Raw genomic sequence first — 21,830 nt, forward strand, 5'->3', positions numbered from 1 at the left:
CTCAGTGCGGGGCGAAGACGGTCACGAACTGGTTCAGCGAGTCGCGGATGTCGCCGCGCAGCGCGCCCGCCACGATCATGCCGATCGGGCCGAACAGCGCCGGGCCGCCCAGGTGCACGTCGAAGCTGACCTCCGAGCCGTCGTCCTTGGGTTTGACCTTGGCCATCAGTTTGATCTTCACGCCGCCCTTGCCGTCGCCGTTGAGGGTCATCGCCTGCGGCGGTTTGAAGTGCACGATCGTCCACCGGATCCGGTTGGGCATGCCCTTGACCTCGACGATCGAGTCGATGACGGTGCCCTTCTCCAGCGTGTCGGGAAGCGGGCTGCGCCACAGCCGGTGAATGGTCAGCCATTCCCGGTACCGGCTCAGGTCCGAGGCGTGCGCCCAGGCCTCCTCCGGCGGCAGCGGGACGTCGATCGCTCCGGAGAGCTTGGCCATCGGCTAGTTCTCCGGGTCGGACTGGTTGACGGCCTTCTTGGCCGCGTCCTGCACCTTGTCGACGGTGTCGCGGTACTTGCCGTCGGTCTTCTCGTCGACGAAGTCACCGGCCTTGTCGATCGCCTGGTCGACCTTGTCGGCGTTCTTCGACAGCATGTCCTTCGCCTTGTCCAGGAAACCCATAGCGTGGTCCTTCCGTCACGGAACGGTTCGGTTGCGTTGCCAGATCCTACCTGCGCCAGATCTGGCGCTGTTCACCGAGAACAGCGCCCTGGATCCACCAGGACGCTTCGACGGCCGCGGCGCCGGCCAGCCCGATGAGCAGGCCGGCGAGGGTCAGCGCGACGTTGGAGGGATCGAGCATGAACACGGTGCGCGCCAGCGGAATGGAGAAGATCACCACATAGGCAAGGCCGGAGACCAACACCAGCGCCACCCGCCACCACTGGTAGGGCCGAGCCACCACCGCCAGCACCCATACCCCGGCGACCAGCAGGGTGATGAACGCGGTGGTCGACGCCTGCATCTGCTCTTGCGCGCTGGCGCCCGGGCCGCGGTAGGCGACCAGGTAGGAGGCGAAGGTGGCCGCCCCGACGGCCAGCCCGGAGGGCAGCGCCGCGGTCATCACCCGCCGCACGAACCGCGGTCGGGCGCGCTCGTTGTTGGGCGCCAGGGACAGGATGAACGACGGGATCCCGATGGTGAACCAGGCGGCGATCGTGACGTGGATCGGCTGGAAGGGATAGAGCAGCGGGTGGCCGCCGAACAGTTTGGCGCCCAGCCCGGCGAAACCCACCAGCAGCGCCAGCAGCACCGAGTACACGGTTTTGGTCAAAAACAGGTTCGCGACCCGTTCGATGTTGCCGATCACCCGGCGACCCTCGCCCACCACGAACGGCAGCGTCGCGAACTTGTTGTCCAGCAAGACGATCTGGGCGACGGCGCGGGCCGCGGAGCTGCCCGCTCCCATCGCCACCCCGATGTCGGCGTCCTTGAGCGCCAGCACGTCGTTGACGCCGTCGCCGGTCATCGCCACGGTGTGCCCGCGGGTCTGCAGCGCGTGCACCATGGCGCGTTTCTGATCCGGGCGCACCCGCCCGAAGGTGGTGGCCTGCTCGAGGACGTCGGCCAGTTCGACGGTGTCGTCGGGCAGCCGGCGCGCGTCGCGGGTGGCGCCGCTCAATCCCAGGGTTTCGGCGACCGCGCCGACCGAGACCGCGTTGTCCCCGGAGATCACCTTCACCGTCACGTCCTGGGCGGCGAAGTAGTCCAGGGTGTCGCGGGCGTCGGGCCGCACCCGCTGTTCGAGCACCACCAGCGCGACCGGGCGCACCCGGCCGGGCGCGTCGGCGGCGTCCACGGCGCGCTCGGCGGCGCCCAGCAGCAGCACCCGCAGGCCCTGCGCGCCGATCTCCTCGGCCTGCGCCACCACCGGCGCGTCGGCGTCCAGCAGCACATCCGGCGCCCCGATCACCCAATGCCCGTGCCCGGCAAACGATGCGCCGCTCCATTTGGTGGCCGATTTGAACGGCGCGACCGCACTGACCGTCCAGTCCGGCGCCGCGCCGTGCGCTTCGGCGATGGCGACCATGCTCGCGTTGGGCCGGGGGTCGGCGCCGGCGAGCGCGGCGAGCACCTCGGCGAGGTCGTCGCGACCGTCGTCCACCCCGACGGTCTGGGACAGCCGCATCCCGTTCTCGGTCAGGGTGCCGGTCTTGTCCGCGCAGACAACGTCGACGCGGGCCAGTCCCTCGATCGCCGGGAGTTCCTGCACCAGGCATTGGCGCCGGCCCAGCCGGATCACCCCGACCGCGAAGGCGATCGAGGTCAACAGCACCAGCCCCTCGGGGACCATCGGCACCAGCGCGCCGACCATCCGCAGCACCGATTCACGGAATTCGGTGCTGACCAACAGGTCCCGCAGCTGGCGGGCCGAATCGCCCCAGCCCGGTTGCACGGTGACCAGGTCACGCAGCGTCTCGGCCAGGGTGGCGCCGAAGGTCGGGTTGTTGACGAACAGCTGGCTGTAGATGATCAGCAGCCCGGCGGGCACGAGCAGGTAGGTGACGAACCGCAGGATCGTGTTGATACCGCTGCGCAGCTCGGATTTGACCAGGGTGAACTTGCTGGCCTCCTCGGCCAGTTTCGCGGCGTAGGCCTCGCGGCCCACCCGGGTGGCGCGGTAGGCGCCGCTGCCGGCCACCACGAAGCTGCCCGACATCACCTCGTCGCCATCGGATTTGGCGATCGGGTCGGCTTCCCCGGTCAGCAGCGACTCGTCGACCTCGAGGTTGGCGTGCTCGATGATCTGCCCGTCGACGACGATCTGGTCGCCGGGGCCGAGTTCGATGATGTCGTCGAGCACCACCTCGCTGGGCGCCAGTTCGGCGGTGCCGGAGCGGCGCCGCACCAGCGGTTTGGCCTGCCCGACGATGGCGAGGTTGTCCAGGGTCTGCTTGGCGCGGATCTCCTGGACCATGCCGATCACGCTGTTGGCGATGATCAGCAGCCCGAACATGCCGTTGATCAGCGACCCGGTGGTCAACACGATCAGAAACAGCACACCCAGGATGGCGTTGATCCGGGTGAAGACGTTGGCGCGGACGATCTCCCCGACGGTGCGGGCGGCGCGGGTGGGGATGTCGTTGGTCTGCCCGGCTGCGACGCGCTGGGCGACGTCGTCGTCGGTGAGGCCCTCGGGTGCCAGCACGGTCGTCATCGCAGGAACATCCCCAGCCGGTCCCGGTCGTAGTACTCCAGTCGCAGGGTGTCCGGGGTGAACGTGGCCATCGACAGCGTCCCCGGCGGGACGGTGTCGTCGTCGACCGGGAAGGTGAAGTTGTCGCCGCCCCAATGGGTCAGCGGCACGGTGCGGTGGTGCGGGCCCAGCGACAGCAGCAGCGTGCCGTTCCGTTCGGTGACGGTCGCCGGTCCCCAGTAGTCGTTGGCGTACACCCCGGTGTAGCGGTTGAGCGGGTCGGCGGTGGCGGGGTTGTGCGGCGGCTTGGTGTCCGACAGGGTTCCCGGCGTCTGGTCGCGGTCGCTCAGCGCGTCGCGGTAGTAACCGGCCCAGTCCTCCCGCAGTTCGCCGTACTGCACCAGGTCCAGGAACTGGCCTACCAGGGTCTCGGGTACCCCGGCCGGTGCGGCGTTGGTGAGTACGACGATGCCGACATCGGCGGCCGGGAGCGCCGCGAACGCGGCCGACGATCCGAGCGCGAACCCGCCGGAGCGGCCGTACCGGGTGCGGCCCGAGGAGGTGACACTCACGTCGAATCCGTAGCCGTGGAAGGCCGCTCGCGCGTCCGGGCTGGGTGCGGGGACCGCGACGGTCTGCGCGGTGACCGCGGGCAGCAGGGCGTCCACCGAGGTGATGGAGCCGCCGTCGTAGCGGCCGCCGGCGAGCACCATGGCCAGCCAGCGGGCCAGGTCGTTGGCCGACGAGCTCACCCCGGCGGCCGCCGACTGCGGGTCGTGGTCGCCGCGGTAGCGCGGCCGGTAGCCGTCGTCGTCTTTGACGTGCCCGATCGCCCGGTCGGGGCGGCGGGTGTAGTCGGCGTAGCTCGAGCTGGTGGCGTCCATGCCCAGCGGCCGGTACAGGACGCTGGCGGACAGTTCCTCCCACGGTGTTCCCGCCGCCGCGGCCACCGCCTCGGCGCCGGCGGTGACACCGAAGTCGGTCTCGGCGAAGCTGTTCCGGAACGCCGACAGGGGCAGTTGGCTCAGCCGGGTCAGCACCTGTCTGCGGTCGTAGCCGAGGGCTTGGAGCCGGTCGCCGGCGCCTGCGGGCAGCCCGGAGCGGCCCGCGAACAGGTCGGCGATGCTGACGTGGTCGCTGACGTAGGGCTCCGACAGACCGAACCACGGCAGGTACACCCCCGCCGGGGTGTCCCAGTCGACGCTGTCCTCGGTCACCTGGTGGGCCACGACCGTCGCGGCGAGCGCGCTGGACAGCGACGCCACCTGAAAGACGGTGTCGGGGTTCACCCGGTTTCCTGCGTCATCGGGGAACCGGGCGTTGCGCACACCGAAGCCCTTGGCGTAGACCGTTTTTCCGGCGTGGACCACCGCGACGGCCATGCCGGGGATGCCCGAGTCGGCCATCAGGTCGCCGGCCAGCTCGTCGAGCCGGTCCACCGCGTCGTCGACCCGGCCGCCCGGGATGTCGGTGCCGACGTAGCGGTCCGGCGCGGTGTCGGTCAGCGGCGGCGGGGCGGAGGAGCAGCCGGAGACGATCAGCAACACCAGGAGTGCGGCCAGCGCCGCGCGAATCGGCATCGGGTTACAACCGCCACCACGGCTCGGCGCGGACGCCCACCTCCGGTTCGACCCGCCCGCCCGGGCGCGGCACCGCCACCGGGATGTCGCCGGCGGCGGCCAGCAGCCGCTCGACCGGTTCGGCCCAGGCGTGCGGCGCCAGCCGGAAGGTGGCCCAGTGGATCGGCAGCAGCACCCCGGCGTCGGTGAGGTCGCGGTGGGCGCGCACCGCCTCCTCGGGGTTCATGTGGATGTCCGGCCAGCTCCGGTGATACGCCCCGATCGGCAGCAGGGTCAGGTCGAACGGCCCGTGCTGCGAACCGATCTCGGCGAAGCTGCGGGTGTAGCCGCTGTCGCCGCCGAAGTACACCCGGTGCCGCGGCCCGCGCAGCACCCACGACGCCCACAGGGTGGTGTTGCGGCTCAGGAACCGGCCGGAGAAGTGCCGGGCCGGGGTGCAGACCAGGGTGAGCTCGTCGAGGCGGTGGCTCTGTCCCCAGTCCAGTTCCACGATGCGGTGCTCGGGGATGCCCCAGCGGCGCAGGTGCGCGCCGACCCCCAGCGGCACGATGAACGGGGCGCGCTGGCTGCGGGCCAGCGCGATCACCGCGTCGATGTCGAGGTGGTCGTAGTGGTCGTGGCTGATGACGATGGCGTCGAGGGCGGCCAGGGTGTCCAGCGCCGCCGGCGGCGGGTGCAGCCGCTCCGGGCCGATCACATCCGACGGCGAGCAGCGGTCACTCCACACCGGGTCGGTGAGTACCCGGTAGCCGTCGATCTCCACCAGTGCGGTCGCATGCCCGAGCCAGCTGGCGGCCAGCGCGGCGGTGCCCTCGGTCGCGGGGACCGCCAGCGGGATCTCCCCGCCGGGCCGGCTGGCCGCCCGCCCGCCGAGCAGGTCGCGCAGCACCAGCCACTGCTGTTCGAGGTTGGCCTCGAAGATCGACGCCGGGTCGACGTTGACGAACGCCCCGTCGACGTAGTTCGGGGAGCCCTCCGCGACCTCCCGGATCGCGGCCGGTCCGGCGCCGAGCGCCTCGGGTGCACCGTGCAGCGCCCGCATCAGCCACCCGCCGGCCGCCAGGGTGGCGGTTCCCGCGGTCAGCCGCAGCGCTGCTCTCAACACGGCCGTTAAGCGCCCTGGAACCGTGGCGGGCGCTTCTCCACCCGCGCCACCTGGGCTTCGATGACGTCCTGACTGCCCCACGCCCGGTCGAACAGGTCCTTGTGCACCGGCCACTGCTCCTCGAAGGCGCCGTCGTCGTTGAGCACCCGCTTGGCGTGCTTGAGCGCCAGCGGGGCCAGCCCGGCGATCTCGTGCGCCCAGGCGGTCGCGTCGGCCAGATCCCCCAGCCGGTTGGCCATCCCGGTCTGCAACGCGACGTCGGCGGGCAGCCGCTCGGCGGTGAGCATCATCGACCGGGCCCGGCCGTGCCCCACCAGCGAAGTCAGCCGGCGGATACTCCAGTTGTCCAGCGCGAGACCGTATTTGGCGACCGGGAACTGGAAGAACGCCTCGGGGGCGACCACCCGCAAGTCGCAGATCATGGCCAGCTGCAGCCCGGCGCCGATGGCCGGGCCGTTGATCGCGGCGATCACCGGCATCGGGAACGCGTCGATGGACTTGTGCAACGCGATCAGCTTGTCGGGGTAGTCCGCGGCGAACGCGTCGCCGGACAGGTCCGCCCCGGCGCAGAACACGGTGCCCGCCCCGGTCAGCACGATGGCCCGCACGTCCTCGGCGGCGGCGGTCTCGACCGCCTCGCGCAGCCCGCCGACCAGTTCGGAGTTGAGCGCGTTACGGCGCTCCGGGCGCTGCAGTTCCAGGATCGTGACGTTGCCGTCGCGGGTCACACCTATCATTCAGCGCCGCCCTCCCCATCGCTTCGCGTCCTCGCCGATCATCCTGTCAGCTTATTAGGGTCGGGGTGTGGAACGAATCGGTGCCCTGCAGTTGCTCGACACGGTGCTCGATGCGGGTTCGTTCACCAGCTGGGACAGCCCGCCGCCGGCCGCCGCCGACCCGGACTACCGCGCCGAGCTGGCCGACTCGCGGGCCGCCACCGGCCTCGACGAGGCGGTGGTCACCGGGGAAGGCCGGGTGCACGGGCGACCGGTGGCGGTGATCGCCTGCGAGTTCGGCTTCCTGGCCGGCTCGATCGGGGTGGCCGCCGCCGAGCGGATCACCGCCGCCGTCGAACACGCCACCCGGCGGCGGCTGCCGCTGCTGGCGTCGCCGTGCTCGGGCGGCACCCGCATGCAGGAGGGCACGGTGGCGTTCCTGCAGATGGTCAAGATCACCGCCGCCGTCGAGGCGCACAAACGCGCCCACCTGCCCTACCTGGTCTATCTGCGCCACCCCACCACCGGCGGGGTGTTCGCCTCCTGGGGCTCACTGGGGCACGTCACCATCGCCCAGCCCGGCGCGCTCATCGGCTTTCTGGGGCCGCGGGTCTATCAGCACCTCTACGGCGAGAAGTTTCCGTCCGGGGTGCAGACCGCCGAGAACCTGCAGGCCCACGGCGTGATCGACGGGGTGGTGCCGCTGCGGTGGCTGCGCCGCACCCTGGTGCGGGCGCTGAAGGTGATCCTCGACGCGCCGCTGCCCGCCCCGGCCTCCCCGGTGACCACCCGGGTCGACGAGGTCCCGGCCTGGGAGTCGGTGTTGGCGACCCGCCGGCCGCAACGCCCCGGGGCAGGCATGCTGTTGCGCCACGGCGCCACCGAGCGGGTGCTGCTGTCGGCGACCGGGGACACCGAGGCGGCCACCACCTTGCTGGCGTTGGCGCGGTTCTCCGGGCAGCCGGCGGTGCTGCTGGGTCAGCGCCGGGTGCGCGGGCTGACCGGGCCGGCCGCGCTGCGGGAGGCGCGCCGCGGCATGGCGTTGGCTGCCGGGCTGCGGCTGCCGCTGGTGCTGGTGATCGACACGCCGGGCCCGACGCTGTCGGTGGACGCCGAGCAGGACGGGCTGGCCAGCGAGATCGCGTTCTGCCTGGCCGATCTGGTGTTGTTGGAGGTGCCGACGGTGTCGGTGCTGCTCGGGCAGGGCAGCGGCGGCCCGGCGCTGGCGATGGTGCCCGCCGACCGGGTGCTCGCCGCCCAGCACGGCTGGCTGGCGCCGCTGCCCCCGGAGGGCGCGAGCGCGATCGTCTTCCGCGACACCGACCACGCCCCGGAGTTGGCGCAGGGCCAGGGCATCCGCTCGGCGGACCTGCTGGCCGCCGGGATCGTCGACGCGATCGTGCCGGAGCGGCCCGACGCCGCCGACGAGCCGATCGACTTCGTCAAGCGGCTCTCCCGGGCGGTCGCCGCCGAACTCGCCGCGGTCGGCGCGCGGCCCGACGACGAGCGGCTGGCCGCCCGGCTGCAGCGCTACCGGCGCATCGGGCTGGGCTGAGCCTCTTTTACTGCAGCGACTGGCTCCACACCCGGTGCAGCGCGGCGTAGCGGGAGTCGCCGGCGGCGATGAGCCGGGCCGGGGGGCCGTCCTCGACGATGCGCCCGCCGTCGAGCACCAGCACCCGGTCGGCGATCTCGACGGTGGAGAGCCGGTGGGCGATCACCAGCGCGGTGCGCTCGGCCAGCACGGTGCGCAGTGCCCGCTGCACCAGCCGCTCGCTGGGGATGTCCAGCGCGGAGGTGGCCTCGTCGAGGATGAGCACCGCCGGGTCGGCCAGGAAGGCCCGGGCGAACGCGATCAGCTGACGCTGCCCGGCCGAGAGCCGCCCGCCGCGGGTGGCGACGTCGGTGGCGTAGCCGTCGGGCAGATCGGCGATGAACTCCGCGGCGCCCACCTCCTCGGCGGCGGCGCGGATCTGCGCGTCGGTGGCCTCCGGCCGCCCGAACCGGATGTTGTCGGCCACGGTGCCGGTGAACATGAAGTTCTCCTGGGTGACCATCACCACGTTGCGGCGCAGGTCGGCCTGGGCCAGCTGCCGCAGGTCGATCCCGTCGAGGCGCGCCACCCCGGCGGTGGGGTCGTAGAACCGGGCGATCAGCTTGGCGACGGTGGTCTTGCCCGCGCCGGTGGCCCCCACCAGCGCAACCGTCTGCCCGGCCGGGACGGTCAGGTCCAGCTCCGGCAGCACCGGCCGGTCGGGCAGGTAGCCGAACCGCACCCGCTCGAAGCGCACCGCGCCCGCGGCCCGGTCCAGCGGGACCGGGTCGGGCGGATCGGTGACCTCCGGGCGCTGGGCGAGCACCCCGGCCAGCTTCTCCAGCGCCGAGGCCGCCGACTGGAAGGTGTTGAAGAACTGGCTGATCTCCTGCATCGGTTCGAAGAACATCCGCAGGTAGAGCAGGAACGCGGTCAGGGTGCCGATCGTCATCTGCCCGTCGAGCACCCGCCAGCCGCCGTAGAGCAGCACCACCCCGGTGGTCAGGTTGCCCAGCAGCTTCACCCCGGGCATGAAGATCGCCAGCAGCTGGAAGGTGCGTTCGTTGACCGCGCGGTAGCGGTCGGCGATGTCGTCGAAGATCTGCTGGTTGCGGGGTTCGCGCCGGTAGGCCTGGACGGCCTTGATGCCGGTCATGGTCTCGACGAACTGCACGATCACGAGGGCGGCGGCTTCGCGCACCGCCCGGTAGGTGCGCGAGGACTCCGACCGGAACCAGCCGATGAGGCCCACCAGCACCGGGAACACTGCCAGGCACATCAGCCCGAGCCGCCAGTCGAGCACCACCAGCAGCACCGCGGTGCCGGCCAGGGTCAGCACCGCCGAGACCAGGCTGTCGAAGCCGCTTTCCAGCAGGTCCTGGATGGCGTCGACGTCGTTGGTCAGCCGGCTGACCACCCGCCCGGAGGTGTAGCGGTCGTGGAACGGCACGTCGAGGCGCTGGAAGTGGGCGAAGCCGCGGCGGCGCAGTTCCAGCAGCACCCGCTGGCCGACCCGGCCCGCCCCGTTGAGGAACAGCATCCGGCTGGCGGCCTGGATGAGCACCGCCGCGCCCACCGCGGCGATGATGGCCAGCAGGGTGGTCGCCGGGCCGCCGTCGACGATCGGCGGGATGCCCTTGTCGATGCCACGCTGCACCAGCAGCGGAACCGACAGCCGCGCGGCGTTCTCCACCACGACCACCACCGCCAGCGCCGCCACCAGCCAGCGGTGCGGGCGCAGCAGCGAGCCGAGCAGCAGCCGCGCCTCCCGCCGGCGCGGCAGGCTCTCGTCGATGGGCAGGTCTTCGGTGTCGGCCAGCCGGCCCCGCCAGGTGTCGCTCATCGCCGCTCCGCGACGCTCAGGTCGTCTTCGGCGCAGGCCGCGTCGGTGGCGTCGCGTTCCCGCTGGGCGCGGTCGAGGCGGTCGCGTTTCTCCGCCGCGCACCACTCCGGGTCGCGTTCGGCGCCGTCGTCGAGTTCGTCGTCGGCGGCCAGCAGGTAGCGGTAGGCGGGCACGGTGGCCAGCAGTTCGGCGTGGCTGCCGACGGCGGTGACGGTGGCCGGGGCCGCCCCGACGCTCTGCAGCAGCGCCACCCGGTCGGCGAGCAGCACGGTGGAGGCGCGGCGGGCCACCACCACCCCGGTGAGATCGCCGAGCACGCTGCGCAGCGCGGCGCTGACCCGGGCCTCGGTGTGCACGTCGAGGGCGGAGAGGGTGTCGTCGAGCACCAGGATGCGCGGCCGGGCGAGCAGCGCGCGGGCCAGCGCCAGCCGCTGGCGTTGCCCGCCGGAGAGGCTGACCCCCTGCTCGCCGATGCGGGTGTCCAGCCCGAACGGCAGGTCGTAGACGAAGTCGGCGGCGGCCACCTCGATCGCGGTGGCGACCTCGGCGTCGTCGGCCGGGTCGTCGGCGGGCCGGCCCAGCCGCACGTTCTCGGCCACCGACATGGAGAACAGGGTGGGGTCCTCGAACGCGGTGGCCACCAGTTTGCGCAGCACGCGCACCGGCAGGTCGCGGATGTCGACCCCGTCGATGCGGATGGCGCCCTCGGTGACGTCGTAGAGCCGCGACAGCAGCCCGACCAGCACGGTTTTGCCCGAGCCGGTGGCGCCGACGAGCGCGAGGGTCTGCCCGGCCTCCACGGTGAGGGTGACGTGGCGCAGCACCCACTCGTCGCTGTCGGGGAAGCGGAATCCGACGTCGACGAGTTCCAGCCGGCCGCCGGGCGGTGCGTTGCGGCGGGGGCCGTCGGTGATCTCGGTGGGCGCGTCGAAGATCTCGGTGACCCGGTTGGCGGCGGTCATCGACTCCTGGGTCATCGACAGCAGGAAGCCCAGCGAGGCGATCGGCCACACCAGCGACAGCATCAGCGTGATGAAGGCGACCAGGGTGCCCAGGGTGACCAGGTTGTGGCCGGCGGCGTAGGCGCCGAGCCCGAGCACCACGATCAGGGTGAGGTTGGGGATGACCTCCAGCAGGGTCCAGAACTTGGCCTTGGCGGCGACCTTGCGCAGCTCCGCGTCGTAGAGGTCGACGGCCTGGGTGTCGAACCGGTCGTAGACGTAGCGTTCCCGGCCGAAGGAGCGCACCACCCGCACCCCGAGCGCGGCCTCCTCGACGTGGGTGGCGACCTGGCCGGCCTGGTCCTGGGCGGCGCGCGACAGCCGGGTGTAGATCTTCTGGAAGTAGCGCACGGTGGCGGCCACCGGCGCCACCGACAGCGCGACCACCACCCCCAGCGGCCAGTACAGCACCAGCAGGATCACGGTCACCACCACGATCTGCAGCGAGTTGAGCAGCAAAAACACCATCCCGAACGACATGAACCGGCGGATGGTGCCCAGGTCGTTCATGATCCGCGACAGCAGCTGGCCGGACTGCCAGCGCCCGTGGAACGACATCGGCAGCCGCTGCAGCTGGGCGTAGAGGTCCTTGCGGATGTCGGCCTCCACGCCCATCGTGGCGCGGGCGACCAGCCAGCGGCGCACGAACCACAGCACCGCCTCGGTGATGCCCACGCCGGTGGCGGCGATGCCGAGGATCCACAGGCCGCGCTGGTCGTGGTGGCGGACCGGGCCGTCGATGACGGCCTTGGTCATCAGCGGGATCGCGACCGTGGCGCCGAGGCTGACGATCGCCACCGCCACCATCGTCAGCCAGCGCGCCCGGTACGGCAGCAGGTAGGGCAGCAGCCGCAGCAGGTCGGTGCCGGGCCGGGAGCGGGCGGGCGCGGCGGCGACGGCCGGCGGCGTCGGTGGCGCCTGATCCGGGCGTTCGGTGCTCGCAGCGGTTTCCAAGGTTCCGATCCTGCCACCCGACGGCCCGCCGTCCCCGCGAACGCCGCGCAATCAGGCAAGATAGGCGGCATGGATGCAGGTGGGAACACGCCGAGAGTGCTGGTTGTCGACGACGACGATGACGTGCTGGCCTCGCTGGAGCGGGGACTGCGGTTGTTCCAGTTCGAGGTGTCGACGGCCAAGGACGGGGCCGAGGCGCTGCGCAGCGCCACCGAGACCCGCCCGGACGGGATCGTGCTCGACATCAACATGCCGGTGCTCGACGGGGTCAGCGTGGTCACCGCGCTGCGGGCGATGGACAACGACGTGCCGGTGTGTGTGCTGTCGGCGCGCAGCTCGGTCGACGACCGGATCGCCGGGCTGGAAGCCGGCGCCGACGACTACCTGGTCAAGCCGTTCGAGCTCAAGGAGCTGGTGGCGCGGGTGCGGGCGCTGCTGCGCCGGCGCGGCTCGGCGGCCAGCTCGTCGTCGGAGACCATCACCGTCGGCCCGCTGGAGGTCGACATCCCGGGCCGCCGCGCCCGGGTCAACGGGGTCGACGTGGATCTGACCAAGCGGGAGTTCGACCTGCTGGCGGTGCTGGCCGAGCACAAGACCGCGGTGTTGTCGCGGGCGCAGCTGCTGGAGCTGGTGTGGGGCTATGACTTCGCCGCCGACACCAACGTCGTCGACGTGTTCATCGGCTATCTGCGCCGCAAACTCGAGGCCGGGGGCGCACCACGGCTGCTGCACACCGTGCGCGGTGTGGGTTTCGTGCTGCGCATGCAGTGACCATGGCGGCGACGACGACGCCCGGACCCCGGCTGCTGTCCCGGGTGTTCGCGCGCACGCCGTCGCTGCGCACCCGGGTGGCGTTCGCGACCGCGCTGGGCGCCGCGATCGTGGTGCTCATCGTCGGCACCATCGTCTGGGTCGGCATCACCAACGACCGCAAGGAGCGGCTAGACCGTCGCCTGGATGAGGCGGCGGGTTTCGCGATCCCGTTCCTGCCCCGCGGCCTCGACCAGATCCCGCGCTCGCCGAAGGACCAGAACGTCGTCATCACCGTGCGCCGCGGCGACGAGGTGGCCTCGAAGTCGGCGGTGCAGCTGCCGGCGCTGCCGATCGGCTACGCCGACACCGTGGTCGACGGGGTGCGCTACCGGGTGCGCACCGTCGATGTGCCCGGGCCGGGGCCGATGACGATCGCGGTGGGCGCCACCTACGACGCCACCATCGCCGACACCGCCAACCTGCATCGGCGGGTGATCATGATCTGCGCGTTCGCGATCGGTGCGGCCACCGTGCTGGGCTGGGTGCTGGCCACGTTCGCGGTGCGTCCGCTGCGGCGGCTGGCCGAGCAGACCCGGCTCATCGACGCCGGCGACGAGCAGCCGGTGGTCGAGGTGCGCGGGGCCACCGAGGCGGTCGAGATCGCCGAGGCGGTCAAGGGCATGCTGGGCCGGATCTGGCGGGAGCAGGACCGCACCAAGGAGGCGCTGGCCAGCGCCCGGGATTTCGCGGCGGTCTCCTCCCATGAGCTGCGCACCCCGTTGACCGCGATGCGCACCAACCTGGAGGTGCTGAGCACCCTGGAACTGCCCGATGAGCAGCGCGCCGAGGTGCTCGGCGACGTCATCCGCACCCAGTCGCGCATCGAGGCGACGCTGACCGCGTTGGAGCGGCTCGCTCAGGGCGAGTTGTCCACCGCCGACGATCACGTCCCGGTCGACATCACCGAGTTGCTCGACCGCGCCGCCCACGACGCGATGCGGGTCTATCCGGGGCTGGAGGTGACGCTGGAGCCGTCCCCGACCTGCATCATCATCGGGTTGCCCGCCGGGTTGCGGCTGGCGGTGGACAACGCCATCGCCAACGCGGTCAAACACGGCGGGGCCGGCCGGGTGCTGTTGGCGGCCACCAGTTCCCGCGACGGGCTGCAGATCACCATCGACGACGACGGCAGCGGGGTGCCCGAAGCCGAGCGTCAGATGGTCTTCGAGCGGTTCTCCCGCGGCTCCTCGGCGTCGCACTCCGGGTCGGGGCTCGGGTTGGCGCTGGTGGCCCAGCAGGCCAAGTTGCACGGCGGCTCCGCGGCGTTGGAGAACAGCCCGCTGGGCGGGGTGCGGCTGCTGCTGCGGCTGCCGCCGCCGCGCTGAGTATGCGCTAGCGCGCGCCGACCAGATCGATGACGAAGATCAGGGTCTTGCCGGACAACCGGTGGCCCGCACCGGCCGGCCCGTAGGCCTGCTCCGGCGGGATGACCAGCTGACGGCGGCCACCGACCTTCATCCCCGGGATGCCGTCCTGCCAGCCCTGGATGAGGCCGTTGAGCGGGAATTCGATGGTCTGCCCGCGGTTCCAGGAGCTGTCGAACTCCTCGCCGGTGTCGTACTCGACGCCGACGTAGTGCACCTCGACGGTGCCGCCGGGCCGGGCCTCGGGCCCGTCGCCGACGACCAGGTCGGTGATGACCAGCTCGGCCGGGGCCGGGCCGTCGGGAAATTCGATTTCCGGTTTCTGTGCGCTCATCGCAGTGAGGTTAGCGGGCGTCGATGGTGACGTAGTCGCGTTCGGTGTAGCCGGTGTAGACCTGGCGCGGCCGGCCGATCTTGGAGTCGCCCTCGTTGTGCATCTCGCGCCAGTGCGCGATCCAGCCGGGCAGCCGGCCCAACGCGAACAGCACGGTGAACATCCGGGTCGGGAAGCCCATGGCGCGGTAGATCACGCCGGTGTAGAAGTCCACGTTGGGGTAGAGCTTGCGTTCGATGAAGTAGTCGTCGGTCAGCGCGACCTCTTCGAGCGCCTTGCCGATGGCCAGCAGGTCGTCGTCGCCGCCGAGCTTGCCGAGGATCTTGTCGGCCTGCTCCTTGACGATGCGCGCCCGCGGGTCGTAGTTCTTGTACACCCGGTGGCCGAAGCCCATCAGCTTCACGCCGTCCTCGCGGTTCTTGACCTTGCGGACGAACTCGCGGACGTCGCCGCCCTGCTGGCGGATGCCCTCGAGCATCTCCAGCACCGACTGGTTGGCGCCGCCGTGCAGCGGGCCCCACAGCGCGTTGATGCCGCCAGAGATCGAGGTGAACAGGTTGGCTTGCGAGGAGCCGACCAGCCGCACCGTGGAGGTGGAGCAGTTCTGCTCGTGGTCGGCGTGCAGGATGAACAGCATGTCCAGGGCGCGGACGATCTCCGGGTCCGGGTGGTAGTCCTCCACCGGCAGGCCGAAGGTCATCCGCAGGAAGTTCTCCACCAGCGTCAGCGAGTTCTCCGGGTACAGGAACGGCTGGCCCACCGACTTCTTGTAGGCGTAGGCGGCGATGGTGGGCAGTTTGGCCAGCAGCCGGATGGTGGACAGTTCGACCTGCTCGTTGTCGGTCGGGTCCAGCGAGTCCGGGTAGTAGGCGCTCAGGGCGTTGACCGCGCTGGACAGCACCGGCATCGGATGCGCCTCGCGGGGGAAGCCGTCGAAGAACCGCTTGAGGTCCTCGTGCAGCAGGGTGTGCCGCTCGATCTTGCGGGTGAACGCCGCCAGCTCGTCCTTGCTGGGCAGCTCGCCGTAGATCAGCAGGTAGCTGACCTCGATGAAGGTGGATTTCTCGGCAAGCACCTCGATCGGGTAGCCGCGGTAACGCAGGATGCCCGCCTCACCGTCGATGTAGGTGATGGCGCTCTTGGTGGAGGCGGTGTTGACGAAACCGTGGTCGAAGGTGGTGTAGCCGGTCTTGGCCAGCAGCGAGCCGAGCGCGATGGCGTCGGCGCCCTCGGTGGCCGTCACGACGTCGAGGTCGAGTTCGCCGCCCGGATAGCGGAGCGTGGCGGTGTCGTCGGTTGCGGCCACTAGAACCCCTTCTTCACACACTGGAGATTGAGAACTACCCACCCGAACGGTAGTCGCTTTGTCGCTGCCGCGCCGCGCCGGGTCCACCGGTCTCGGCGATCACCCGCTGACCCGGTAGCGCAGGAACGCCGGCGCCACGACCGCCGCGACGATAACTCCGACGATCACCAGGGCGCCACCCCCGCTGGCGGCCACCGCGGTGCCGACCGACGCGGCGGCCATCCCGTGCACCGCGTCGGCCAGCCGCGGGCCGCCGGCGACCACGACGATGAACACCCCTTGCAGCCGGCCGCGCAGCTCGTCGGAGGCGGCCTGCTGCAGGATCGTCGCGCGGAACGCCGCCGAGACCATGTCGGCGGCACCGCCGAGGGCCAGCAACCCCACCGCCGCCCACAGCAGCGGCCCGGCCCGCCCGGGGGCGGCGCCGACCACCAGGCCGAACCCGACCATCGCCGCGCCCCACACGCCGATGGCGACGACGACCGCCAGGCCCTGCCGGTCGATGCGCGGCAGCCAGCCGGAGAAGGTGCCGCCGGCGACCGCGCCGATCGACATCGCCGCGGCCAGCAGCGCCAGCGTGGTGCCGCCGTCGATGGGGCCGCCGAAGCTCTCGTGGGCGATCTGCGGGAACAGCGCTCGCGGCATGCCCAGGATCATCGCGATCAGGTCCACCACGAACGACATCAGCACCACGGTGTTGCCGGCCAGGTAGCGGAACCCGTCGAGCACCGCCCGGTGCCCGAAGCGGGCGGCCCCGCCGGCGGGCGGGGCGGTGGCCGGCATCGGGGCGAGCCGGATCGTCGCCCAGATCGGGATGAGGCAGGCCACGGTGTCGATCAAGTACAGCGTCGACAGGTCGACCCACTTCAGCAGCACCCCGGCCAGCAGCGGGCCGACGATCGCGCCGAACTGGGTGACGGTCATGTTCAGCGCGTTGGCCGCCGGCAGCTGGTCTTCGCCGACCATCCGCGGGATCGCCGCCGAGCGGGTGGGCGCGTTCACCGCGTAGCAGGCCTGCTGCACCGCCAGCAGGCACAGCACCACCCACACGTCGTTGAGCGCCAGCGCGGCCTGCGCCCACAGCAGCGCGGAGGCCGCCGCCAGCCCGCAGGACGCCGCGATCAGCAGCACCCGGCGGTCCATCGCGTCGGCCCAGGCGCCGCCGAGCAGACCGAACACGATCAGCGGGACCAGGGCGAACACCCCGGCCAGCCCCACATAGGCGGAGCTGCCGGTGAGTGCGTAGATCTGCACCGGAACCGCGAAGATCGTCAGGTTGGCGCCGATGACGGTGGGGATTCCGGCCACCCACAGCCGGCGGAAGTCGGCGCTGCGCAGCGGGGTGGTGTCGGCGAACAGCCTCACCGGCTCACGGCTGGAGGCGCTCGACGCGGCCGCCGGCCACCCGGATGCGGTTGTGCAGCCGGTCCTCCCTGCCCTGCCAGAACTCGACCTCCTCGGCGGCGATCAGGTACCCGCCCCAGTTCGGCGGCAGCGGCACCTCCTGCCCGGCGAAGCGGGCGGTGACCTCCTCGAGGCGGGCCACCAGCGCGGCGCGGGAGGCGATCGGCTGGGATTGCGCCGAGGCCCACGCCCCCAGCTGGGAGCCGCGCGGCCGGTTGGCCCAGTACTGTTCGCTGGCCGTCTGGTCGGCGCGCCGCACCGCGCCGCGCACATGCACCTGCCGGCCCAGCCCGTACCAGGGGAAGGTGACCGAGGCGTAGGGGGTGGCGGCCAGTTGCTCGCCCTTGGCCGAGTCGTAGTTGGTGAAGAAGGTCAGCCCGGCCTCGGCGATGCCGCGGCACAGCACCGAGCGGCTCACCGGGCGGCCCGCCGCGACGGTGGCCAGCACCATCGCGTTGGGTTCGGCGAGCCCGGCGCGCTCGGCGTCGCCGATCCAGCGTCGCAGCAGCGCCGGCCAGCCGTCGGCCAGCCAGTCGACGTCCAGGTCGTCGCTGCCGTCCTTCTCGTCGGGTGTCCGCATCACCGCCAGCCGCTCGTCGTCGGGGCCTGTCATGGGGCAACGCTACCGCCGCTACCGGTCGGTAACCGCGCGGGTGGGCCGTGATGAGACAATCGGGCCATGACTGTGGTTCCGGAGAACTTCGTCGCCGGCCTCGACGGCGTGGTCGCCTTCACCACCGAAATCGCCGAGCCCGACAAGGACGGCGGTGCGCTGCGCTACCGCGGCGTCGACCTGGAGGACCTGGTGGGTCGCGGGGTGACGTTCGGCGACGTGTGGGCGTTGCTGGCCGACGGGGAGTTCGGGTCCGGGCTGCCGCCCGCCGAGTCGTTCCCGCTGCCGATTCACAGCGGTGACGTGCGGGTCGACGTGCAGGCCGGGCTGGCGATGCTCGCCCCGATCTGGGGGTATGCGCCGTTGCTGGACATCGACGACGCGACCGCCCGCGACCAGCTGGCCCGGGCCTCGGTGATGGCGCTGTCGTATGTGGCGCAGTCCGCGCGGGGCATCCATCGTCCGCCGGTGCCGCAGCGGGTGATCGACGAGTGCCCGACGATCACCTCCCGGTTCATGACCCGCTGGAAGGGCGAGCCCGACCCGCGGCACGTGGAGGCCATCGACGCCTACTGGGTGTCGGCCGCCGAGCACGGGATGAACGCCTCGACGTTCACCGCGCGGGTGATCGCCTCCACCGGCGCCGATGTGGCCGCCGCGCTGTCCGGGGCGGTCGGGGCGATGAGCGGCCCGCTGCACGGCGGGGCGCCGGCGCGGGTGCTGCCGATGATCGAAGAGGTCGAGCGCAGCGGGGATCCGCGCGGGCTGGTCCGCGCGATCCTGGACCGCGGCGAGAAGCTGATGGGCTTCGGGCACCGGGTCTACCGCGCGGAGGACCCGCGGGCGCGGGTGCTGCGCGCCACTGCCGCCCGGCTGGGCGCGCCGCGCTTCGAGGTGGCCTCCGCGCTGGAGGAGGCGGCGCTGGCCGAGCTGCGGGAGCGCCGCCCGGACCGGCCCATCGAGACCAACGTCGAGTTCTGGGCGGCGGTGATCCTCGACTTCGCCGAGGTGCCGGCGTCGATGATGCCGGCGATGTTCACCTGCGGGCGCACCGCCGGGTGGTGTGCGCACATCCTGGAGCAGAAGAAGCTGGGCAAGCTGGTGCGCCCGTCGGCGGTCTACGTCGGGCCGGCGCCGCGCAGCCCGGACTCGGTGCCGGGCTGGGACCGCATCGCCCACCGCTGAGCCACCGCTGAGGCGGTTTACACCAGTTCGTGGATTTTGGCGCTGATCCGTTGCCGCAGTGTCGGTTTGGGGGCGGCGGCCGCGACGTTGACCATCTGCTCGATTGAGGTGAACTTGTGTCGGGGCCGGCCCTCGGCCTCGCCGCGGGTGATCTCGGCGGCGTCGATGGCCTGCCAGCCGGCGACGTCGATCAGGTCGGGCTGGCGGATCTTCAGCAGCCGGTCCAGCGCCGCCTGCTTGCCGACCGGGTCGGGCAGCAGGTCGGCGTTGAAGTCGTCGACGAGTTGCTGCACGGTCTGCATCGAGCAGGACTTGTTGGTGCCGATGAACCCGGTGGGTCCGCGTTTGATCCAGCCGGCGACGTAGGCGCCGGGGATGCGCGCCCCGGTGACCGCGTGCAGCACCCGGCCGCCCTCGTTGGGCACGGTTGCGCTCGCCTCGTCGAAAGGCAGGTCGCGGATCGGCAGGCCGCGGTAGCCGATCGAGGTCAGGATCAGGCCGGCGTCGTAGTCAACCGTCTGCTCGGTGCCGGTGACGGTGAACTCGATGCCGGTGGCGCGCTCGGCGCCGCGGATGCGGTGCGGGGTGCGCTGGTAGACGAACCGGATGCGCGGGCGCGCGGTGCAGCCCAGCGGCACGTCGGCGGCCTCGGGCAGGTTGGTCAGGATCTCCAGCTTGTTGCGGGTGAGCCGGTCGGTGACCTCGGCGAGGTCGCGGCGGACCAGTTCGTGGTCCGCCGCGTCGAGCACCACGTCGGCGGCGCCGGTCAGCCCGATGAGCTCGGGCAGGGTGAACGCCGACTGGGCGGGTCCGCGGCGCGCGGCGATCACCACTTCCCGCACCCCTGAGGTGCGCAGCGCGGCCAGCGCGTGGTCGGAGATGTCGGTGCGGGCCAGCTTCTCCGGGTCGGCGGCCAGCACCCGCGCCACGTCCAGGGCGACGTTGCCGTTGCCGACGATGACGACCCGTTCGTGACTCAAATCCACTGGGAGGTCGGTGAAGTCGGGATGGCCGTTGATCCAGGCCACCAGTTCGGTGGCGGTCCCGGTGCCGGGCAGGTCCATGCCCTCGATGTCGAGGCGCCGGTCGGTGGGCGCGCCCACCGCGTAGATGACCGCGTGGTGATGCGCTAGCAGTTCGTGGTGGCCGATGTGCTGGCCGACCTCGACGTTGAGGTAGAAGGAGAAGCCGTCGCGGTCGCAGATCTGGTCGAACAGCTTGGTCACCCGTTTGGTGCTCTGGTGGTCCGGGGCCACCCCGGCGCGCACCAGTCCGTAGGGGGTGGGCAGCTTCTCGAACATGCTCACCCGCACCCGCGGCTGGGTGAGCAGTTCGTCGGCGGCGTACATCGCCGCCGGGCCGGAGCCGACGATCGCCACGCTCAGCGGGCCGCGCCGCAACTCCGGGGCGGGCAGGACCGGCGCCAGCTTGCTCGTCGGCGGCAGCTTCGTGCCGGGCGGGCGCTCCGGGTAGAACGAGGCGTTGATCGCGATGAACGGCAGCTGGTCCACGCTCAGCTGGGTGTCCGGGGCGATCGCGTCGACCGGGCAGGCCCGCACGCAGGCGCCGCAGTCGACGCAGGCGTCCGGGTCGATGTAGAGCATCTCCGTCGTGGCGAACCCGGGCTCGTCCGGCGAGGGGTGGATGCAGTTGACCGGGCAGGCGAAGACGCAGGACGAGTCGTTACAGCACGACTGTCCGATGACGTGCGGCATGAAGCGGCGACCCGGTCAGGCGGCCGGCGCGAGGTGGGCGCGCTGCGGCTCGGCACGGAAGCGCGACGGCTTGCCGTTGATCTTGCAGATCCGCCACATCAGCTTGGCCACCGGATTCATCAGCCCGGTGTCGTGGCAGAGCATCCGCACGTCGCCGAACATGTCGCGCAGCATCTGCCGCGACTCGGGGGCGCCGAAGAAGATCTCCTTGCGCACCGAGCGCGGGATGTCGAATTCCTTCCAGAACTCGCGCGGCGGGACCATGATCGCCGAGCACAGGATCCGCATGGTCAGCGGCACGAACAGCGACAACCAGAACCGTTTGCGCCGCGGCAGGTGCGGCACCCGCTTGGCCAGGTACTCGTGGGCGAACGAGATGTGGCGGGCCTCCTCGGCGACGTGGATGGCCATCACCCGCTCCATGATCGGGTGCAGGGTCTTGCCCTCGCGCAGGATCGCCTTCTGGGTGTGGTCGATGGGCTCCTCACCGGCGAGGATGCCGAACCAGAACGGGATCGGCATCGGGCCGGCGACCAGCGGGATGACCGGCTGGACCCACTTGAGCAGCCGCGGCATGCCCGGCACGTCGGCGCCGATGCGGTTGACCATCTCCTGGAACATCAGGGTGTGGTTGCCCTCTTCGACCGCCTCGTGCAGACAGTAGCGGTACTCCGGTGAGCCGTTGGGCACCCAGAACGCGTACTCCATGAGTCCGCGGATCAGGATCGATTCGAAGTGCAGACCGACCTTGGCCACGTTGGCCTGACGCCACATCCCGATCTCGATCTGGCGCTCCAGCGGCTGGGACTTGTACCAGGGGTGCCGGCCCAGCGGGTCGGTGGCGGGCAGCACCCAGCGCGGGTCGTTCTCGGTGACCTTGAACTCCGGCGCGTCCCAGTCGATGTCGGTGTAGGGGTTGAAGTTGCGCCGCACCGAGCCTTCCGACAGCGTCATCAGCTTGTCGACGTATTCGGTGTCGTCGAGCACTTCCATGTTGCGACGCCACCGGCGCACCATCTTGGTCCGGGCGAGCTTCTGGGCCATTTCCGGCGACCTCCCCTGAGGTTTACATCCGATCGTCTTGTGTCCACAACGGTACCGCAGGTATCGCCTTTCGACCAGAGGTGCAGCGCAGTGCGACCCAGCCGTCTGCCGCGACCGCGGTGTGACGTGCTTCACGTGACGCGGCGGCGCGGTTGGTGGCCGGTGCGCGTGGCTGATTACGC

At 71.4% G+C, this 21,830-nt stretch carries 18 protein-coding genes; 4 read left to right on the forward strand and 14 right to left on the reverse strand.

Annotated features, from left to right (window positions below):
- Position 1: 1 nt before the first annotated feature.
- Genes A5643_RS16335 through A5643_RS16360 form a run of 6 tightly spaced genes read right to left on the reverse strand, consistent with a single transcriptional unit; the run spans position 2 to position 6,559 of the window.
- Positions 2-439 carry a type II toxin-antitoxin system Rv0910 family toxin gene (locus tag A5643_RS16335; protein ID WP_066857862.1) on the reverse strand — a complete coding sequence of 146 codons (438 nt, stop codon included), beginning with the start codon at positions 437-439 and terminating at the stop codon, positions 2-4.
- 3 nt (positions 440-442) lie between these two features.
- Positions 443-622 (reverse strand): antitoxin, encoded by a 180-nt coding sequence (locus A5643_RS16340; protein ID WP_066857865.1) that lies wholly within the window; start codon positions 620-622, stop codon positions 443-445.
- Between the two features lie 46 nt (positions 623-668).
- Positions 669-3,158, reverse strand: a complete 2,490-nt coding sequence (locus A5643_RS16345; protein WP_066857869.1) for an HAD-IC family P-type ATPase — start codon at positions 3,156-3,158, stop codon at positions 669-671.
- Positions 3,155-4,717 carry a serine hydrolase gene (locus tag A5643_RS16350; RefSeq protein ID WP_066857872.1) on the reverse strand — a complete coding sequence of 521 codons (1,563 nt, stop codon included), beginning with the start codon at positions 4,715-4,717 and terminating at the stop codon, positions 3,155-3,157. Before A5643_RS16350 ends, A5643_RS16345 begins: the two co-directional genes overlap by 4 nt.
- A gap of 4 nt (positions 4,718-4,721) precedes the next feature.
- The gene (locus A5643_RS16355) at positions 4,722-5,822 is read right to left on the reverse strand and encodes an MBL fold metallo-hydrolase (RefSeq protein ID WP_156628854.1); all 1,101 of its coding nucleotides are present in this window, start codon (positions 5,820-5,822) and stop codon (positions 4,722-4,724) included.
- A gap of 5 nt (positions 5,823-5,827) precedes the next feature.
- Positions 5,828-6,559 carry an enoyl-CoA hydratase gene (locus tag A5643_RS16360; protein WP_066857875.1) on the reverse strand — a complete coding sequence of 244 codons (732 nt, stop codon included), beginning with the start codon at positions 6,557-6,559 and terminating at the stop codon, positions 5,828-5,830.
- Positions 6,560-6,626: 67 nt separating this feature from the next.
- Between A5643_RS16360 and A5643_RS16365 the strand changes: the two genes are divergently transcribed.
- Positions 6,627-8,093, forward strand: coding sequence for a carboxyl transferase domain-containing protein (locus tag A5643_RS16365; RefSeq protein WP_066857878.1), 1,467 nt, complete (start codon positions 6,627-6,629; stop codon positions 8,091-8,093).
- A gap of 7 nt (positions 8,094-8,100) precedes the next feature.
- On the opposite strand, the gene A5643_RS16370 is transcribed toward A5643_RS16365, so the two are convergent.
- Both A5643_RS16370 and A5643_RS16375 read right to left on the reverse strand, forming a co-directional pair.
- Positions 8,101-9,915 carry an ABC transporter ATP-binding protein gene (locus A5643_RS16370; protein ID WP_066857882.1) on the reverse strand — a complete coding sequence of 605 codons (1,815 nt, stop codon included), beginning with the start codon at positions 9,913-9,915 and terminating at the stop codon, positions 8,101-8,103.
- The gene (locus A5643_RS16375; RefSeq protein WP_066857885.1) at positions 9,912-11,870 is read right to left on the reverse strand and encodes an ABC transporter ATP-binding protein; all 1,959 of its coding nucleotides are present in this window, start codon (positions 11,868-11,870) and stop codon (positions 9,912-9,914) included. Before A5643_RS16375 ends, A5643_RS16370 begins: the two co-directional genes overlap by 4 nt.
- A 60-nt stretch (positions 11,871-11,930) precedes the next feature.
- Here A5643_RS16375 and A5643_RS16380 point away from each other — a divergent pair, with 60 nt between their 5' ends.
- Both A5643_RS16380 and A5643_RS16385 read left to right on the forward strand, forming a co-directional pair.
- Positions 11,931-12,641: a response regulator transcription factor gene (locus A5643_RS16380; protein WP_156628860.1), complete on the forward strand. Its 711-nt coding sequence runs from the start codon at positions 11,931-11,933 to the stop codon at positions 12,639-12,641.
- A 2-nt stretch (positions 12,642-12,643) separates the two neighbouring features.
- Positions 12,644-14,008 carry a sensor histidine kinase gene (locus A5643_RS16385; protein WP_066857891.1) on the forward strand — a complete coding sequence of 455 codons (1,365 nt, stop codon included), beginning with the start codon at positions 12,644-12,646 and terminating at the stop codon, positions 14,006-14,008.
- 7 nt (positions 14,009-14,015) lie between these two features.
- Here A5643_RS16385 and A5643_RS16390 read toward each other — a convergent pair whose 3' ends face one another.
- The 4 genes from A5643_RS16390 to pdxH form a co-directional block, all read right to left on the reverse strand.
- The gene (locus A5643_RS16390) at positions 14,016-14,381 is read right to left on the reverse strand and encodes an FKBP-type peptidyl-prolyl cis-trans isomerase (RefSeq protein WP_066857894.1); all 366 of its coding nucleotides are present in this window, start codon (positions 14,379-14,381) and stop codon (positions 14,016-14,018) included.
- A 10-nt stretch (positions 14,382-14,391) separates the two neighbouring features.
- Complete coding sequence (locus tag A5643_RS16395) at positions 14,392-15,687, reverse strand: citrate synthase (RefSeq protein WP_066857897.1); 1,296 nt, start codon at positions 15,685-15,687, stop codon at positions 14,392-14,394.
- Positions 15,688-15,786: 99 nt separating this feature from the next.
- Positions 15,787-17,052, reverse strand: a complete 1,266-nt coding sequence (locus A5643_RS16400) for an MFS transporter (protein WP_066857900.1) — start codon at positions 17,050-17,052, stop codon at positions 15,787-15,789.
- Between the two features lie 4 nt (positions 17,053-17,056).
- A complete protein-coding gene (gene pdxH / locus A5643_RS16405; RefSeq protein ID WP_066857902.1) occupies positions 17,057-17,704 on the reverse strand; it encodes a pyridoxamine 5'-phosphate oxidase in 648 nt (215 codons plus the stop codon).
- A 66-nt stretch (positions 17,705-17,770) separates the two neighbouring features.
- On the opposite strand from pdxH, the gene A5643_RS16410 reads away from it, so the two are divergent.
- Positions 17,771-18,889, forward strand: a complete 1,119-nt coding sequence (locus tag A5643_RS16410; protein WP_066857905.1) for a citrate synthase 2 — start codon at positions 17,771-17,773, stop codon at positions 18,887-18,889.
- Between the two features lie 17 nt (positions 18,890-18,906).
- Here A5643_RS16410 and A5643_RS16415 read toward each other — a convergent pair whose 3' ends face one another.
- Positions 18,907-20,604, reverse strand: coding sequence for an FAD-dependent oxidoreductase (locus A5643_RS16415; RefSeq protein ID WP_066857908.1), 1,698 nt, complete (start codon positions 20,602-20,604; stop codon positions 18,907-18,909).
- Positions 20,605-20,619: 15 nt separating this feature from the next.
- Positions 20,620-21,648, reverse strand: coding sequence for an AurF N-oxygenase family protein (locus A5643_RS16420; protein WP_066857911.1), 1,029 nt, complete (start codon positions 21,646-21,648; stop codon positions 20,620-20,622).
- Positions 21,649-21,830: the final 182 nt, after the last annotated feature.

This window comes from Mycobacterium sp. 1274756.6 (assembly GCF_001668625.1).
In the GTDB taxonomy this organism is placed as follows: domain Bacteria; phylum Actinomycetota; class Actinomycetes; order Mycobacteriales; family Mycobacteriaceae; genus Mycobacterium.